This is a genomic window from Ruegeria sp. CDSA141 (assembly GCF_059612005.1).
This window is the reverse complement of the sequence record NZ_JBXWPT010000002.1, coordinates 227919-244340: the sequence shown is the minus strand read 5'-3', so window position 1 is coordinate 244340 and position 16422 is coordinate 227919. Positions and strand designations below refer to the sequence as shown.

The following is a 16422-nucleotide window of genomic DNA, read 5'->3' as shown; positions in this document are numbered from 1 at the left end:
TTCGACGACTTGTGGCATGTGAGGCCAGAAACGTTAGCGTATGACAGAGATTGTGGTTTGGCCATAACCAAGCGTGATACATCCCCAGGAGGACAGGAAATCATGAGCAAACAGTTTGATGTCGCTGTGTTGGGAACCGGCCTGATGGGCGTTCCCATGGCGCGGAATCTCCTCAAATCTGGCTTGTCTGTGACCGCATGGAACCGAACCCTAGACAAAGCCAAACCCTTGGTTGCGGAAGGTGCGACGGTAACGGACACCGCCGCGCTGGCGATAGCGGATGCAGACATTATTGTGACCATGCTTTCGGATGGATACGCAACTGGTGCGCTGTTGGCTGACGCGGCGTTCTGCGAGCACTTGAAGCCTGGAATGATCTGGATTGATATGTCTAGCGCCAAGCCTGAACACGCCCGAGAACAATCCGCGCAATTGGCCAGGATGGGGATATCTCATTTGGATGCCCCGGTTTCCGGTGGCACAAGAGGCGCCGAGGCGGCAACCCTTGCGATCATGGTAGGAGGAGACAAAGACGTACTGGAGCAAGTTAAACCAATTCTTTCAGCAATGGGCCAACCTGTCCACGTCGGCCCTAGTGGCTCAGGGCAATTGTGCAAACTGGCCAATCAAACAATTGTTGCAGTAACAATTTCAGCCGTCGCCGAAGCGACACTTTTGGCACAGCAAGGGGGTGCGGATCCAGTGGCCCTGCGTTCGGCATTGAAAGGCGGATTTGCTGATAGCGTTATCCTGCAACAACACGGTGAACGAATGTCTGAGGGCAATTTCGCACCCGGTGGCTTGTGTAAATTTCAGCTAAAGGACTTGGACAACACGTTGGAAGAAGCGAGAAGCCTAGGCATCGAACTGCCCAACACGCAATCTGTACGCGACCGCTTCAAGTATCTTATTGACGAAATGGCTGGGGCTGAACTGGACCATTCGGCTCTGTATCTGGAACTCAAAAAACGGAACAAAATGTCGTGAACCGGATTCTTGTCATTGGCGGAGGAGGGATGTTGGGCCAGAAGTTGGCTCATCGCATTGCGGCTGAAAAGATCTTTGGTGTGAATGCCCAAGTCTCACTGTTCGATCTCGCGTTTCCGCCAAACAGTGCGGTGGGCGATCAGATTGAAGGAAGTTTGACAGCGCCCGGCATAGCCAAGTCTTTCGCCGCACAGCGCCCAGACGTCATTTTCCATCTCGCTGCTATAGTTTCTGGACAAGCTGAGACCGACTTTGCATTGGGTTGGGACGTCAACCTCATGGCGACGTGGGCACTGCTAAACGCGCTCAAAGATGAACACGAGGTGTCCAAAGGCGAGTACCGGCCGCGATTGGTTTTTGCCTCTTCCATAGCAGTTTTTGGAGCACCATTCCCCGACAAGATAAATGATCAGTTTCTCTCTGCGCCTTTAACCAGTTACGGGGCGCAGAAAGCGGCATCTGAAATAATGATCACGGACTTTAGCAGAAAAGGATTTATCGACGGTATTTCTCTGCGGTTGCCGACTTTGTGCGTACGCCCCGGTAAAGCCAACGCTGCCGCTTCGTCCTTCTTTTCAGGGATTATCCGAGAGCCTTTGAACGGAGAGGTGGCCATATTGCCTGTTGCCGATACTGTACGCCACTGGCACGCCAGTCCACGCGCAGCAGCGGCCTTCTTGACCCACGCTGCCAACTTGGACACCGAACTTTTGAACGACCGACGCTCGTTGAATATGCCTGGCGTGAGTTGCACGGTATCAGAACAGATTGAAGCGCTGCGTACTGTAGCCGGCCAAGACGCAGTTGCCTTAATAAAACGTACTCCTGACACGGCAATTGAAAGTATAGTTAAGAATTGGCCCCGTGACTTTGAAACGGATCGTGCGCTGGACTTGGGATTCCGGGCGGAATCGAGTTTTGACGATATTGTCCGCGTGTATCTGGAGGATGACTACAAGCGTTAATGGCCCATCGTCTTTCCGGTCAAGTGGCGCTTAAGGTGGTCGTGAATTTTGTCTCTTGTTAATTGCTCATCCCCTGACAGAGCAGCTTCTAGTATATCTGCATGATGCCTTATGTTTTGAGAGATGAACTCGAAATTGCGGTCTGCCACCATCAATTGCTGTCTGAATTGAGAATAAATTCGGCCATGCATTTGCTTCAACGTTTCCGATCCACAAGCAGAAATCAGCGTTTGGTGAAATTCCTTCTCCGAGGCAAACCAGATCTCGACAAGGTCGCTCGGGTCGTTTGCGGCGTGAATGCGTTTTTCGATATGGCTGAGTTTGTGATGTGCAGCCGTCAATCTTGCCTCCCAATCCACTCCGCCATTTCGGATCGACATTGCTGTGCCTTCTGCCTCCAGCAAAACACGGACGTGTGTCAATTCGATAAGCTTCTGCGGGGAACGCTTTGGCACGCGGAATCCCTTTTGTTCCTGAAAGTCCACCAAACCAACAGCGGCCAAACGAAAAAGGACTTCACGAACTGCACTCGCAGAACAACCATACTCTTTTCGCAGTTCTTCGGCCCGCACCTTGGATCCATGTTCGAATCCATTAGAGATTAGACGCATCTTAAGATCTTGATAAATATCTACTTCTTCGTTCATCCCGGTATGCGCCTTCAAGTTTGTCCAAGTAGCGTCCTAACGCTATTTTCGAATTTTTACAAGAATCTCGAAATTTTTCGTAATTTCAAATTTTTCTTGTTGCATTCGATTCGTCGGCTTAACGTTTACTCGCGTGACGACAAAGGAGGCAGCAAGATCTCCCACTCCGCGCAACGCTCAACGTCTGGGAGGACAATATGAAAATAGTCAAGACAGCGGCCGTGGCGGCCGTAGCCACGACAATGGCAGCCGGCTTTGCGATGGCTGAAACAACGAAGCTTAGAATTCAAACGCATTTTTCGCCCGAAACTCTGTCTGGCCAGATGGCCGCAAAATTCATTGAAGACATTCAGGAAATGTCGAACGGCGAAATCGAAGTTGAAATGTTCTATTCCTCTTCGGTGGTCAAATCAGTTGAAACCTTCGATGCCGCAGCTACGGGAATTCTGGATTGCGACATGACGGGTGGCGGCTATCAGACCGGTAAGAATCCGGCCTTCCAGTTTGCGGGCGACCTGCTCGGCGGATACCAGAACCCATATCAGCAAATGGCTTGGCTTCTTCATGGCGGCGGTAGAGAAGCCGTAAACGATCTGTACAACGGCTACGACATGGAATTCATCGGATGGTGGATTCCCGGGCCGGAGTCGCTTGCTTCGACCAAGCCGATTGCAAAAGTGGAAGACTTCAAGGATTGGAAGTTCCGCTCGCCTCCAGGCCTGGCGACCAAAGTGTTCGCGGAACTTGGCGCTTCTCCGATCGTGATGGACTTCAACGAAATCTTTACGGCTTTGGAAACCGGTATCATTGATGGCGCAGATGCTGCAAACCTGACTAACAACGTGGGTCTGGGTCTATACGAGATCGCAGGTCACACAAACTATCCCGGTTTTCACTCGATGCCTGCAGATCACCTAGCCTGTCGCAAAGACGTTTGGGAAGCTATGCCTGCGCACCACAAGAAGATCATGGAAGTCGCAATGGATAGCTTGGCATTGCACAATGCCACAATCAATGAAGTGCAGAACGCTCAGACTGCAAAAGACCTGCAAGCAAAAGGGGTTCAGTTGTACGAATGGTCGCCTGAAGACCTGGCAGCGTATCGCGCGGCCGTTCAGGTCGGTTGGACTGAATTCGCGACGACCCCTGAGGCACAGGCACTTTTGGAAAGCCACATCAACTTCCTGCGTGACCTGGGAGCAATGCAGTAGTCAGGCTTCGACCGAATTACGACGCACGGAGAGGCCGCACTAGCGGCCCCTCCGGATCGGCGCCGGGATCCAGAACTTCATGAAAATCAAAAGAATAATAAGTCACGTACTGCAGTACGACATGCCGGAAGTTTTGGGCTATTCGCAGCAGTATTATGACAAGCGGACAACCCATCTCGTTGAAGTTCAAACGGACGAAGGGGTGACAGGCTGGGGAGAGTGCTTTGGCCCCGGCAACATAGCAGTAGCAAACAAGTCCATCGTCGAAAAAGTAATCCAACCTATGGTGCTGGGTTTGGACCCATTGGACAAAGACGTGATCTGGCACAAGGTGTACAACCTTCTCCGAGATCATGGGCAAAGTGGAATGCCGATGCAGGCCTTGTCCGGGGTAGATATCGCCCTTTGGGACATCACGGGCAAAATCACTGGCCTCCCCCTCCACAAGCTTGTCGGCGGTGCGCATCGGACAAGTGTTCCGTGCTACGGCTACGGCATGATGCTGCGGGATGAACCGATTTCTGATCTGGCCAACCGTTTCGAAGATGAAGCTGCAAAGATCAAGGCAATGGGGTTTACCGCGACCAAAATGAAAACCGGCTTTGGTCCGAAGCCTGATGTAAAGCTGTGCGAGGCGGTGCGACGCGGAGTTGGTGACGACTTTCCTTTTATGGTCGATGCAAACCATGCCTATACGACTTCGGACGCATTTTTTGTCGGTCGTGCGTTGGAAGAACTGGACGCATATTGGTTCGAAGAACCCGTCGCGCCAGAAGACATTGACGGGTACCGCGAACTGCGCTCTTCGCTTAAAGTCAACATCTCGGGCGGAGAGGCGGTATTCAATCGCTGGGCCTGGCGCAATCTTCTTGAAAATCGCGGCATCGATATAGCGCAGCCAGAAGTATGCGCTTTGGGCGGTGTTTCAGAGTATCTCAGGGTACTGGCCCTATGCCACGCACATTTCACTCCGGTCGTAAATCACGTCTGGGGCAGCGCCATCGCCGTCGCAACTAATCTGCACCTACTGGCCGCCATGCCAGCAATTCCAGGCGGTTTGCATCCATGGGAGCCAATGCTGGAGTTCGACACAACGGACAACAAGTTTCGGGACGATCTGCTGACCGTTCCGCTGGAAATTCAAAATCAGGTCAAGGCCAACAACGGCCGTGTCATGATCCCGACTGGCCCCGGACTGGGTGTCGAGCCGGATCGAGACTTTATCGATCACTACAGGATCGAAGGATAGGGACGAGGGTTACGCGATGCACAAGAATTCAGGCGGACCAATTGAATGGCTCATACCGTTGGCCTTCGTCGCGACTGCCAGTTGGCTTGTTTGGCATCTTCCAGCATTCCTGTTGGATTGGCTGCCTTACACCTCAGAATCTCTCAAAAGTCAGGTAACGGAAATCTACCTCCGCAGCGACGTCACGCCCGAAATGCCTGGTGTGTTCGGGGGGTACATCGACATCATCGACGTGGCCGCGCTAGTGCTTTTACCTGTTCTTGCAGTGATTGGCACAAAGACCGTGCGCCCGGCGACGATGGAGTTCGAAGGCTCGACGGTTATGGACCGCGTCGCCCTGTTCATAGGCCGAGTTACGATGATGATGATAGCAATCATGACTGTCGTGATGCTCTACGAAGTCTTCATGCGCTACATACTGGAAAAGCCAACCGAGTGGGCCAACGAAATGACACTCTGGTTCGCCAGCTTTGTGTTTTTGATGTCTGGCTACTACGCCATGCAGCAACGCAGTCACATTAGAATATTCCTGCTGTACGATGCAGTTCCACGTTGGCTTCAGCGCGTTTTTGATACGGTTTCGACAATACTGATCGTGCTGTTTGCCTTCTTTCTGGTCTACGGCAGCTACAAACAGGTGTTCGTCAACAAGCTCTATAAATGGGAGCTTTATGGCTCCGCCTTCAATCCTCCGATCCCGGCGACATTGCAGCCGATGGTGCTGATCGTGATTACGCTCGTTGCAATGCAAGCAATTTTGAACCTGATCTCGGATTGGAACAAAGAACCGGAAATCCACACAGATGAACCGGATGAGGATGAGATTGAAATGATCAAGCGGGCGGTGGGACAAGACTGATGGATATTGGAACAATCTCACTCATCCTGATGGTCGCCCTGATCGTGCTTCTGGCGATCGGTATGCCCTTGGGTCTGGCCTCGGCCTCGCTTGCGGTTCTGGTTCTCGTCCTGAAGTTCGAACCTACACTTCTTTTGAACCCATTTTCATTCGGCGACGGCATTCTGACCGGCCGGCCGGGAACAGGGCCACTCTACATCCTGGCGCAGAAGATATACGGGCTCTTAACGGACTACGTGCTCATATCCGTGCCATTGTTTATCTTCATGGCGTCGTTGCTAGAGCGGTCCGGGATCGCGCGCGACATGTATTCGTCGCTGAATGTCTGGCTGTCCAGAACACGTGGCGGCATCGCGATCGTGACCTCGATCATGGCGGTTATCATGGCGGCCATGTCCGGCATTATCGGCGGTGAGGTTGTCCTGCTGGGCCTTATCGCCCTGCCCCAGATGCTGCGACTTGGCTACGATCAGAATCTCGCCATCGGCGTGATATGCGCCTCGGGGTCGCTGGGTACCATGATCCCGCCCTCGATCGTTCTGATCATCTATGGGCTGATCACCGAAACCTCGATCAAGTCGTTGTTCACCGCGTCGTTCATTCCCGGCTTCATGCTGGCCTCGATGATCATCCTGTACATTATCATCCGCACGCGGCTGAATCCTCACCACGCGCCGCTGCCTGAACCGGACCCAAACGACCCTGAACCGGTTGAAAAACGCAAGCTGTTTGCGGCCTTCATGAGCATCGTCGTAGCCGGTTTTTCCACCGTTCTGTTTGTCCGCGCTGCGTTTTTCGAGCTTTCTGGCTCGAACGCCTCCAGCCAGGGCGAACCAGCGCGATTGGGGACAGCTGACTACCTGCCCTGGTTTGCCGGCATCACGATCGTCGCCCTTCTGCTGATCTTCTTCGTCTTTGGCAGGCAGCGCGCCAAAATCGGGTGGGAAATGGGCAAAGGTCTCGTCGCGCCGCTGGTCGTCATCGGCGTCGTGCTCGGCTCGATCTATGGCGGGATCACCGGCATCACCGAGGCAGCAGGCATGGGCGCCTTCGCCGTTCTGATCATCGCCATTCTGCGGGGCGAAGGATCATTCGAGCTGGTTTGGGACAGTTTGATGCGGACGCTGAAGTCCACCGGCACCATCATCTGGGTGACCATCGGGGCCGCCGCGCTGGCGGGTGCTTACACCATAGCCGGCGGGCCCCAATACGTGGCCGACCTGATCGTCGGCCAGGAGCTGCCAACCATGCTGGTAATTCTGGTGATGATGCTGATCTTGCTGTTCATGGGCGCATTCATGGATTGGGTCGGCATCGTCCTGTTGATCATTCCTGTCTTTCTGCCGATCGTCCTGCGCCTTCCCATTGAGGAAATCGGACTCATTGGCCAGTTGCAGCCGAGCCATGTCGCCATCTGGTTTGGTGTCGTATTCTGTATGAACATGCAGGTCAGCTTCCTGTCCCCCCCATTTGGCCCGGCCGCGTTCTACCTGAAGTCGGTGGCCCCTCCGCATATCAGCCTGACGGATATCTTCCGCGGCTTCCTCCCATTCATCGGGATCCAGTTGCTGGCGCTTTCCGTTCTTCTGATCTGGCCGGGCATCATCGCGCTGCTTTTGTGAGGTAACACCCATGCTGACACTAGATCAGATTGGCAAGTTCCAGACAGATGGATACCTCGTGGTCGAGGATGTAATTCCCGCCGATGTCCTGGATCGGGTACAAGCCGAATACTCGGATGTCCTGAACCGGCTTTATGATGGTTGGTACAAAAAGGGGCTGGTCAAGGACGAGCCGTCCGGAATGACCTTCTGGGACAAACTTCTGTCCGCCTATCAGGCTGGTTGCGATTATTTCCAGCCGCTGGACATCTCGTTGCCCGGCGATCGGATCATGGCGGACACACCTTTCCATATTGGGCCCGCCGTGTTCGACTTGCTGACGGCCCCCCCCATGCTGGACATCGTCGAGCAGTTGATCGGGCCAGAGTTGGTCAGCAATCCGATCCAGCACGTTCGGCTGAAGCCCCCTGCCCTCATGCTGGCAAAGGACGAGGTTCGCGCGCACATCACCGCAACGGACTGGCATCAGGACCGGGCGGTTGCGTTAGAGGACGCGGACCAGACCGACATGATCACGGTTTGGATTGCCGTCAACGATGCAACGGTCGAAAACGGCTGCCTGCAAGTGCTGCCAAAGACCCAGGATCAATCCATCCTGCCGCATTGTGCGCGGACGCAGACAGGTATTGCCGAGGGGTTCATTGACGAAGACCGCGCCCTGCCCCTGCCTGTCAAGGCGGGTGGGATCATCCTGTTTGACCCTTTGACGCCACATGCTTCGCTGGTCAATGAAACAGACAGGTTCCGCTGGTCGTTCGATATCCGCTTCAGCGCGGCAGGTCAGCCCACAGGCCGAGACCATTTCCCCAGCTTCATCGCAAGGTCCAGATCATGCCCCGAAACCGAATTGCGGGATTGGCGTGTCTGCAAGGCCAACTGGGAGTCGGCGCGAGCACGGCTGTCCGGACAACCGCATATTGATCTTCACCGGTGGACATCAGACTCGCCCTTTTGCGCCTAGATTCGGCCGCTAAGAAAGCTGACTATGACTTTTGTACGTTTAGATCGAACGGATAGTGTGGTGGTTGCCACTCGACCCTTGGAGGCAGGCAGTGTTGTCGAGGATGTCACGACTAATGCGCGCATCCCTTCAGGTCACAAGGTCGCCATGCGGATGCTTGCGCCAGGCGAACCGGTCAGAAAATACGCCCAGATTATCGGCTATGCCACTCAACCGATCCAACCCGGCGATCATGTCCATACCCACAACGTCGAGTTCCGCAACACCAGCGTGAACTACGAGTTCGCAACGGATCTCAGGCCCACGAAACCCGCCACCTCGGTCGATACGTTCATGGGTTACCACAGGGACAGCGGCCGGGTCGGCACCCGCAATTATGTCGCGGTCCTGACCACCGTGAATTGTTCGGCGACAGCGGCTCGCATGATCGCAAATCACTTTACGCTGGAAAAGCTGGCCGAGTATCCGAACGTCGATGGCGTGGTGGCCTTTGTCCACGGAACGGGCTGCGGAATGGCCGATTCCGGCGACGGTTTCGAAGCTCTCCAACGAGTCATGTGGGGGTTTGCGAAACACCCCAACCACGCTGCCGTTCTGATGGTCGGTCTGGGCTGCGAGATGAACCAGATCGACTGGCTGCTGGACGCGTATGGGCTAAAGCAGAGCCCCACCTTCCAGACGATGAACATCCAGAACGTCGCCGGATTGCGCCGGACCGTGGAAATGGGCATCAGCAAGATCAATCAGATGCTACCCCTTGCAAATAAGGCACGCCGCAGCGAAGCCCCAGCGTCCGAACTTATGGTTGCGCTGCAATGCGGTGGATCGGACGCTTGGTCTGGTGTGACCGCGAACCCGGCGCTCGGACACGCCTGCGACCTGTTGGTCGCCCAAGGCGGCACAGGTGTCCTTGCGGAAACGCCCGAGATCTACGGAGCAGAACACCTTCTGACCCGTCGCGCTCTCGATCGGGCAACTGGCGAAAAGCTGATCAGACTGATCAATTGGTGGCAGGACTACACCGCCCGCAATCATGCCTCAATGGACAACAACCCAAGCCCCGGCAACAAACAAGGGGGTCTGTCGACCATCCTTGAAAAATCGCTGGGGGCGGCGGTAAAGGGCGGAACCAGCCCTTTGACCGGCGTGTTCAAATACGCCGAACCCATCACCCGCAAAGGATTCACCTTTATGGACAGCCCCGGATATGACCCGGCCTCGGTAACCGGGCAGATCGCGGCCGGGTGCAACCTTGTGTGCTTCACCACGGGGCGTGGCTCTGCCTTTGGATCCAAACCGGCGCCCACGCTGAAAATCGCCACCAACTCTGAATTGGCGACTCGCATGCCCGAAGACATGGACGTGGATGCGGGAGACATTCTGACCAAAGGGGTCAGCGTCGAAGAAAAAGGACAGGAAATATACCGCCGGCTGCTCCAAGTCGCCTCGGGAGCGCGAACCAAGTCCGAGGCGCAGGGCTTGGGTGACTACGAATTCGTTCCCTGGCAAATCGGAGCGATGATGTGAAACGGATCCTAGTAGCCGGCGGCGGATTGATCGGTATCCGCCACGTCCACGCCGTGATCGAGCATCCCGGCTGCATGTTGGTCGGGTTGGCCGATCCAGATGGCTCGATCCAGATCGATGCGCCACGTTTCGCCAGTATGGACGATGTGCAGGACCCGGTGGATGGCGTCATAATCGCAACGCCGACCCGCCTGCACGCCGAAAACGGGATCCTGGCCGCGTCGCGCGGGTGGCACATGCTGATCGAAAAGCCGGTTGCCGCGTCGGTCAATGACGCCTTGCGCCTGAAGAGGACCGTCCGCCAGGCCGATGTCCGCAGCCTGGTGGGCCACCATCGGCGGTATCACCGCACCTTGCAGCACCTGAAGGAGGTGATCACACAAGGAACGGTCGGACGGGTCATCAACGTCTCGTTGCTGTGGGCCATGCGCAAACCCAACAGCTATTTTGAACAGAACTGGCGGACTTCGGATGGCAGCCCGGTCATGATCAATCTAGTGCATGATATCGATGTACTGCGCTTTGTGATCGGAGAAATCTCGGATGTCGTAGCCCTGCCCGGCGCGTCGGTCCGCGGATCGGATCGGATAGAAAGCGGCGCCGTCGCGATCGCGTTCGAAAACGGCGCGACAGGCACCATCAGCTTTGCCGACTCTGCGCCCAGCCCATGGGGGTTTGAGGCAGGAACCGGCGAAAACCCGAACATCGGCACGACCCGACAGGACATGATGTGGATCACTGGAACCAAGGGCGCTGTAAGTTTTCCTTCCATGACCCTGTGGCGTGGAAAGGATTGGGGCACTGCGGCCCAAAAAGACCAACTTCTGCGACCGAAACAAAAACGCGAGCCGCTGGAGGCCCAGTTGGATCATTTCCTTGACGTGATCGACGGCGCCTCACCGTTGATCGACGTCGAGGATGCGACCCGGACGCTCGAGGTCACATCACGGATAGAACAGGGGCTAAAAGCGCGGTCAGCTCGAGCGCGGGCGCCGACCTGAAGGAAATCCGGCCCCGGCGAAGAACCGGACCACCCAAAAACCTATGATTACACGCCGGGTAATATGAGCATCCGAACTTCAAAACCGCCCGCGCCAGACACAAGAATGAAAACCAGAGACATTTACGGAAAGGGAAACCAATGAGCAAACCATCAATCGGGTTTATCGGCCTGGGACTAATGGGCGGAGCCATGGTAAGCCGGCTGTTGGACCAGGGATACTCGGTCACGGTCTTGGGAAACCGCGACCGAACGCATCTGGACTACGCGATTGACCGGGGTGCCCGTGAGGCGCAAAACGCCCGAGATCTGGCACAAGCCAGCGACATCGTGATGCTGTGCATGGGAACCTCTGAACAGGTCGAGGGTCGTATGCGCAGTGCAGATGGCGTGATCGAGGGATTGAAGCCCGGGGCGATCGTCATCGACTTTGGCACCTCGCTTCCGGGCAGCACACGCGCCTTGGCCAAGGAGGTTGCCGCAGCCGGCGGAAGCTATCTTGATGCGCCTCTTGGCCGGACGCCCTCGCACGCGCTGGAAGGCAAGCTCAACATCATGACTTCCGGCGACAAGGCAGCCTTTGACAAGGCTGGGCCGACACTGAAGGACTTGGGCGAAAACGTCTTTTACCTTGGCCCTGTCGGATCGGGGCACACCATCAAGTTGATCAACAACTTCTTCGCAATGACCGTCGCGAACGCGATGGCCGAAGCCTTTGCAATGGCAGATATCACCGGTGTTGACCGCAGGCAGCTTTATGACGTGATGGCTGCAGGACCGCTGCATTCCGGAATGATGGATTTCGTCAAAGCCTACGGTGTCGAGAATGACCCGAACCAACTCGCCTTCGCCATCAAGAACGCGGCAAAAGACCTTGGGTATTATGACCGCATGGCGCGCGAGGCCGGTGTTACCAGCGTGATGTCGCAGGGCGCGCTTTCAGCGCTGAACGACGCGCGCGACCACGGTCAGGCGGATGACATGGTCAGCCAGATGGTTGACTACTACGTCAAGCGCTTCAACACCTGAACGATGGCCGTCACCGCCAACCCCACCGCGGACTTGCCGCGCCTGGGCATCGTGCTGATGCTGACAGCGTGGCTGTTCTTTTCACTGGTGGACCTTGGGGCCAAGTGGTTGGCGTTGGCCGGCGTCCCGGCATTTCAATTGGCGTTCATGCGTTACGCGGGGCACTTCGTGATCTCGGTGGGTGTGATCGCCAAAGGCGGGATTGAGGTTGGCCGGTTCAAGACCGACCACCCATGGCAAGTCATCAGCCGGGCCTTGCTGCTGATCTCTGCGACCGTTTTCAACTTTTATGCCCTGCGGTTTCTACCTTTGACCGTCGTGTCAGCGATCATGTTCTCAAGCCCTGTCATCGTGTGTTTTCTGTCCGTTTTCGTGTTGAAAGAGAGCGTTGGCCCTTGGCGTTGGGCGGCCATCATCCTGGGCTTTCTGGGGGTTCTGGTTGTCGTCCGGCCGCTTGGCACGGCCTTTCATCCGACCATGTTGCTGATCGTCTACAACGCCACAGCGTTGGCCTTGTACTCGATGATGACGCGCAGGTTGTCCGGGGTTGTTGCCGTGGACACCATGCAGTTCTACCTCGGGCTTACCGGGACGGTGGTCCTACTGCCTTTCGCCATCTGGTTCTGGGTCCAGCCGGAAAACACCTGGAGCCTGATTGTTTTGATCGGCCTTGGCGTCTTTGGCTGGTGCGGGCATCAACTGCTGACGAACGCGCATCGTTTCGGAACGGCGAACCAGTTGATGCCATTCACCTATTCGTTCCTGATCTACGTTGCGATCTGGGGCTATCTGTTCTTTGACACGATACCGGACGCATTCACATTGGCAGGGGCCGCGCTGATCATGGCTGCAGGCCTCATAATCTGGAAAAGAGAAAAGAAATGACGCGAATTGCCTGTATCGGCGAAGCCATGATCGAATTGTCCATGCTGGAATCTGGCGCAAAGGTGGGCGTCGCTGGGGATACGCTGAACACCGCCATCTACATGCACCGCGCCGCTCCTGATTTGCAGGTGGAGTATGTAACATGTCTGGGCGACGACCCGTTCTCGGAGCGTATCGCGGGGTTCATCGCCAGTCATGGTATCGTGACATCCGGCATCCGCATCATTCCGAACGCCTCCCCGGGACTCTATGCGATCACGACATCTGCGAACGGTGAACGCAGCTTTACCTATTGGCGCAGCGAGGCAGCCGCCCGTCAGCTTTTTGGCGATCACGACTTCAGTCTACTGAACGGCTACGACGTGCTGTACTTGTCAGGGATTTCCGTGGCCATTCTTCCGCACGAGGTGAGACTTGCGCTGCTGGACTGGCTCGAAGGCTCTTCCATCCGGTTAGTCTATGACAGCAACTTTCGTCCGCGTCTTTGGGACAGCATCGAGCACGCCCGGCAGATCAACCAACGGCTTTGGCAGCGTGCAGACATTGCCCTGCCGTCCATTGACGACGAGATGGCGCTGTTCGGGGAACGCCCGGATGAGGTGGCGGCACGCTTTTCCGATCATCATGGCATCGGTGCGTTGAAACGCGGAGAGGATGGCCCCCTGTCGATCGGTCAGAACATTAAGCAGACCTATGAGCCTGCCAAAAACGTGCTGGATACCACAGCCGCGGGCGACAGTTTCAACGGTGGCTACCTCGCGACCTTGCTGACCGGAAAATCGCAGGCCGAGGCCCTGATGGCCGGACACAATCTGGCATCCACTGTTGTTCAGGTCCGCGGCGCAATCATTCCTGGATAAGTGGCGCGAGATCCTCAGCGCCGACAAGGCGCAAAAGCGGCACTACCGGGTCTGGCTGTTTAACGGCCGAGGCGATTTCTGACGCGCAAGGATCGTTCAGCGCCCTGCCTTCGGCGGTCTCGGACATGCAATAGGAAATCCAGGCCTGCATCCCCGCGATCACCGCCTGAGAGCCGGTTTTACGGAGTGTGGGAACAAACCGATACGGCAGCTTCTGACTGCCATCCATCGCGATTTGGTCCAGCCGGTGCACCAGATCGGGGTTTTCAAACCGGCGCAACAGGGACTCGGCATAGTCCGGGACCTGTGCTTGCAGTGCAGCGGGCAGCGTTGCGCCCGCATCTTTCATCAACTCGGAAACCAGCGGGCGCAAAACCGGGTCTCCAACCGCTTCGTGGACATAGGTCAAACCCCGCTCTAACCCGACATAAGCCAACAGGGAATGCGCACCGTTCAACATGCGCAGCTTTCGCGTCTCGTGCGGAACCACGTCATCGACCAGTTGCACACCTGGCCAATCCGGATGCGGGCCGGCGAAACTATCTTCGATGACCCACTCCGAGAACGCCTCTGTCGGAACAGCCATAGGGTCGCCGCTGATTGCGCGAACGGCGTTCGTGGTGGCCGGGGTGATCCGGTCGACCATCGCGTTGGGAAAGCGAACAGCGTCCCAATTCACGTCCAGACCGGCTGCTTTCGAAAAATCGGCAACCGCTGTTTCAAGCGTTTTTCCGTTCTCCATACGATTGTCGCAGCTAAGCACCGTCACTGGCTTGCGCCGTTCCGCAAGGCCAAAGGCAAGAAACCCGATCAGCGTCGCAGGCCCCTGCCCCGCCAGATCGGCGGCAATCGCCGGGTCCTGAAGGTTCAGCTTGCCCGCGGCATCCAAATGATAACCTTTCTCGGTCACGGTCGCCGAGATGATCTCAGCATCCGCCATTGCATTGAAAACCGCTACACGATCCTCGGGCGCGACCAGAACGTCCCGCAGAGCTTTGATGCGACGGACGCCCTGCCCCTGTACGCACAGATCGTATTCGAAGCCCTGTCGGGCCAATCCATCCCGAACCGAGGATGAACGCAGGCTGACGCCGACAACGTCCCATCCGCCCGCTTGATCGGTGTAATCCAGCAAATGCGCCCGGGCAAAGTTTCCGAGACCGAAGTGAAGAATTGTACCCATTTAGCTTTGCAGTCCGTAAACCTGTTTCGCCAGATCGACCGCCAGCAACCGCGCGAGATGCTCGGCACTGTCCCGCCCGAAATAGCCGCGCGCAACCTGCTCGACCAGATGAAGCGCCACACCCCGTCGCCACAGGTCGTGACGTGCCGGTATGGACAAAAAGGCCCGCGTGTCGTCATTGAATCCAGCCAGATTGTAATATCCGGCCGTTTCAACGACCTGATCGAAATACCGCGCAATCCCGGCTGGGCTGTCATGGAACCACCAAGGCGGCCCGATCCGAAGGCACGGCCAATGTCCCGCCATAGGAGCCAGTTCACGAGCATAGGAGCCTTCGTCCAGTGTGAAAAGGATGACGCGCAGATCCGCCGTGTTTCCAACCCGGTTCAAAAGCGCCTCAAGGCCCGTAACCCAATCCATCGCGATTGGAATGTCAGCCCCCTTGTCCCGTCCGAATTCGCGCATCACCGCGTGGTTGGTGTTGCGCTTGCTACCGGCATGAATCTGCATGGTCAGACCATCATCGACGGACATCTGCGCCATTTCGATCAGCATATGCCCATAGAAGCGGCGGGCGTCCTGTTCGGTACCTTCCCGCCGTCTCAGCCGTTGGTAAAGCGCATCCGCGTCGCCCAGCCACTCGGTCTGCACGCGTTCAATACCGTGGTCGGTGGCCGTACAACCCAGTTGAATGAAATGGGCTCGTCGCATTCGCAGCGCGTTGAGGTAGCCATCATAGCTGCCCAGATCGCAGCCTGTCAGCTCCGCCAACTTGTCCAGGTTCTGCACGAATTCCGGGTCCGCCCCATCTAAAACCCCGTCCGGGCGGAAAGTCGGCACTACACGCCCGCCCCAACCGCTTGTGCGGACAATCTGATGCTCCGCGAGATCGTCGAGAGCGGAATCAGTGGTGGCCAGAACCTCGATTCCGAACCTGTCGAACAAGGCCCTCGGACGAAATTCAGGTTGCGCCAGTTTTCCCGAAATCTCGTCATAGATCAGGTCGGCCGTACACGAGGACAAATCCTCAGACACGCCAAACGTTTCATTCAGCACGTAGTTCATCCAAATCCGAGATGGCGTCCCCAAAAACAAATGCCAATGCTCGGCAAAGGTGCGAAACACGGCGCGAGGATCCTTCTTGCGGCCCTCTTCGCCAACGCCAAGTTCGGACAATGGAACGCCTTGCGAGTAGAGCATACGGAACACGTAGTGGTCCGGAACCACCAGCAGCTCTGCCGGGTTGGGAAACGGCGCATCGGTTGCAAACCACCCCGGATCGCAGTGACCATGCGGAGACACGATCGGCAGGTCCTTGATACCGAGGTACAGGTCCTCTGCCATCCCTTTCAAACTACCAATCAATTCTGCCTCCGATACAGTTCCCCGCAATTGTTAACACAGTTTTTAATGGTTGCATCTTTCCCGTTCGAACCC

At 56.4% G+C, this 16422-nt stretch carries 14 protein-coding genes and 1 pseudogene; 12 read left to right on the top strand and 3 right to left on the bottom strand.

Annotated features, from left to right (window positions below):
- Nucleotides 1–18 precede the first annotated feature (18 nt).
- Together AC2FLP_RS05090 and denD are read left to right on the top strand one after the other, a co-directional pair.
- A complete protein-coding gene (locus AC2FLP_RS05090) occupies nt 19–987 on the top strand; it encodes an NAD(P)-dependent oxidoreductase (protein ID WP_496710051.1) in 969 nt (322 codons plus the stop codon).
- A complete protein-coding gene (denD, locus tag AC2FLP_RS05085; protein WP_496681922.1) occupies nt 984–1952 on the top strand; it encodes a D-erythronate dehydrogenase in 969 nt (322 codons plus the stop codon). The genes AC2FLP_RS05090 and denD overlap by 4 nt, the downstream gene beginning before the upstream one ends.
- On the opposite strand, the gene AC2FLP_RS05080 is transcribed toward denD, so the two are convergent.
- A complete protein-coding gene (locus tag AC2FLP_RS05080) occupies nt 1949–2599 on the bottom strand; it encodes a GntR family transcriptional regulator (protein ID WP_299896564.1) in 651 nt (216 codons plus the stop codon). The two genes, denD and AC2FLP_RS05080, sit on opposite strands and share 4 nt — an antisense overlap.
- Nucleotides 2600–2796: 197 nt before the next feature.
- On the opposite strand from AC2FLP_RS05080, the gene AC2FLP_RS05075 reads away from it, so the two are divergent.
- The 10 genes and pseudogenes from AC2FLP_RS05075 (at nt 2797) to AC2FLP_RS05030 (ending at nt 13802) form a co-directional block, all read left to right on the top strand.
- Complete coding sequence (locus tag AC2FLP_RS05075; protein WP_117869159.1) at nt 2797–3810, top strand: TRAP transporter substrate-binding protein; 1014 nt, start codon at nt 2797–2799, stop codon at nt 3808–3810.
- Nucleotides 3811–3889: 79 nt separating this feature from the next.
- Entirely contained in the window at nt 3890–5059 is a 1170-nt protein-coding gene (locus AC2FLP_RS05070; protein WP_496681919.1) for a mandelate racemase/muconate lactonizing enzyme family protein, read from the top strand.
- Between the two features lie 16 nt (nt 5060–5075).
- Entirely contained in the window at nt 5076–5918 is an 843-nt protein-coding gene (locus tag AC2FLP_RS05065; protein WP_299896557.1) for a TRAP transporter small permease subunit, read from the top strand.
- The gene (locus AC2FLP_RS05060) at nt 5918–7540 is read left to right on the top strand and encodes a TRAP transporter large permease (RefSeq protein ID WP_496681917.1); all 1623 of its coding nucleotides are present in this window, start codon (nt 5918–5920) and stop codon (nt 7538–7540) included. Before AC2FLP_RS05065 ends, AC2FLP_RS05060 begins: the two co-directional genes overlap by 1 nt.
- A gap of 10 nt (nt 7541–7550) precedes the next feature.
- A complete protein-coding gene (locus AC2FLP_RS05055; protein WP_299896551.1) occupies nt 7551–8501 on the top strand; it encodes a phytanoyl-CoA dioxygenase family protein in 951 nt (316 codons plus the stop codon).
- A 24-nt stretch (nt 8502–8525) separates the two neighbouring features.
- Nucleotides 8526–10028: a UxaA family hydrolase gene (locus AC2FLP_RS05050; RefSeq protein ID WP_496681914.1), complete on the top strand. Its 1503-nt coding sequence runs from the start codon at nt 8526–8528 to the stop codon at nt 10026–10028.
- Complete coding sequence (locus tag AC2FLP_RS05045; protein WP_496681911.1) at nt 10025–11029, top strand: Gfo/Idh/MocA family protein; 1005 nt, start codon at nt 10025–10027, stop codon at nt 11027–11029. The genes AC2FLP_RS05050 and AC2FLP_RS05045 overlap by 4 nt, the downstream gene beginning before the upstream one ends.
- Before the next feature lie 98 nt (nt 11030–11127).
- Nucleotides 11128–12057: pseudogene (locus AC2FLP_RS05040) on the top strand (NAD(P)-dependent oxidoreductase); the annotation flags it as partial.
- 3 nt (nt 12058–12060) lie between these two features.
- On the top strand, nt 12061–12942 hold the full coding sequence (locus AC2FLP_RS05035) for a DMT family transporter (RefSeq protein ID WP_496681909.1): 882 nt from the start codon (nt 12061–12063) through the stop codon (nt 12940–12942).
- Nucleotides 12939–13802, top strand: coding sequence for a sugar kinase (locus AC2FLP_RS05030; RefSeq protein ID WP_496681906.1), 864 nt, complete (start codon nt 12939–12941; stop codon nt 13800–13802). The genes AC2FLP_RS05035 and AC2FLP_RS05030 overlap by 4 nt, the downstream gene beginning before the upstream one ends.
- Here the strand turns inward: AC2FLP_RS05030 and AC2FLP_RS05025 are convergent.
- Both AC2FLP_RS05025 and uxaC read right to left on the bottom strand, forming a co-directional pair.
- Nucleotides 13789–14985: a mannitol dehydrogenase family protein gene (locus tag AC2FLP_RS05025; protein WP_496681904.1), complete on the bottom strand. Its 1197-nt coding sequence runs from the start codon at nt 14983–14985 to the stop codon at nt 13789–13791. The two genes, AC2FLP_RS05030 and AC2FLP_RS05025, sit on opposite strands and share 14 nt — an antisense overlap.
- The gene (gene uxaC, locus AC2FLP_RS05020; RefSeq protein ID WP_496682301.1) at nt 14986–16329 is read right to left on the bottom strand and encodes a glucuronate isomerase; all 1344 of its coding nucleotides are present in this window, start codon (nt 16327–16329) and stop codon (nt 14986–14988) included.
- Between the last annotated feature and the right edge of the window lie 93 nt (nt 16330–16422).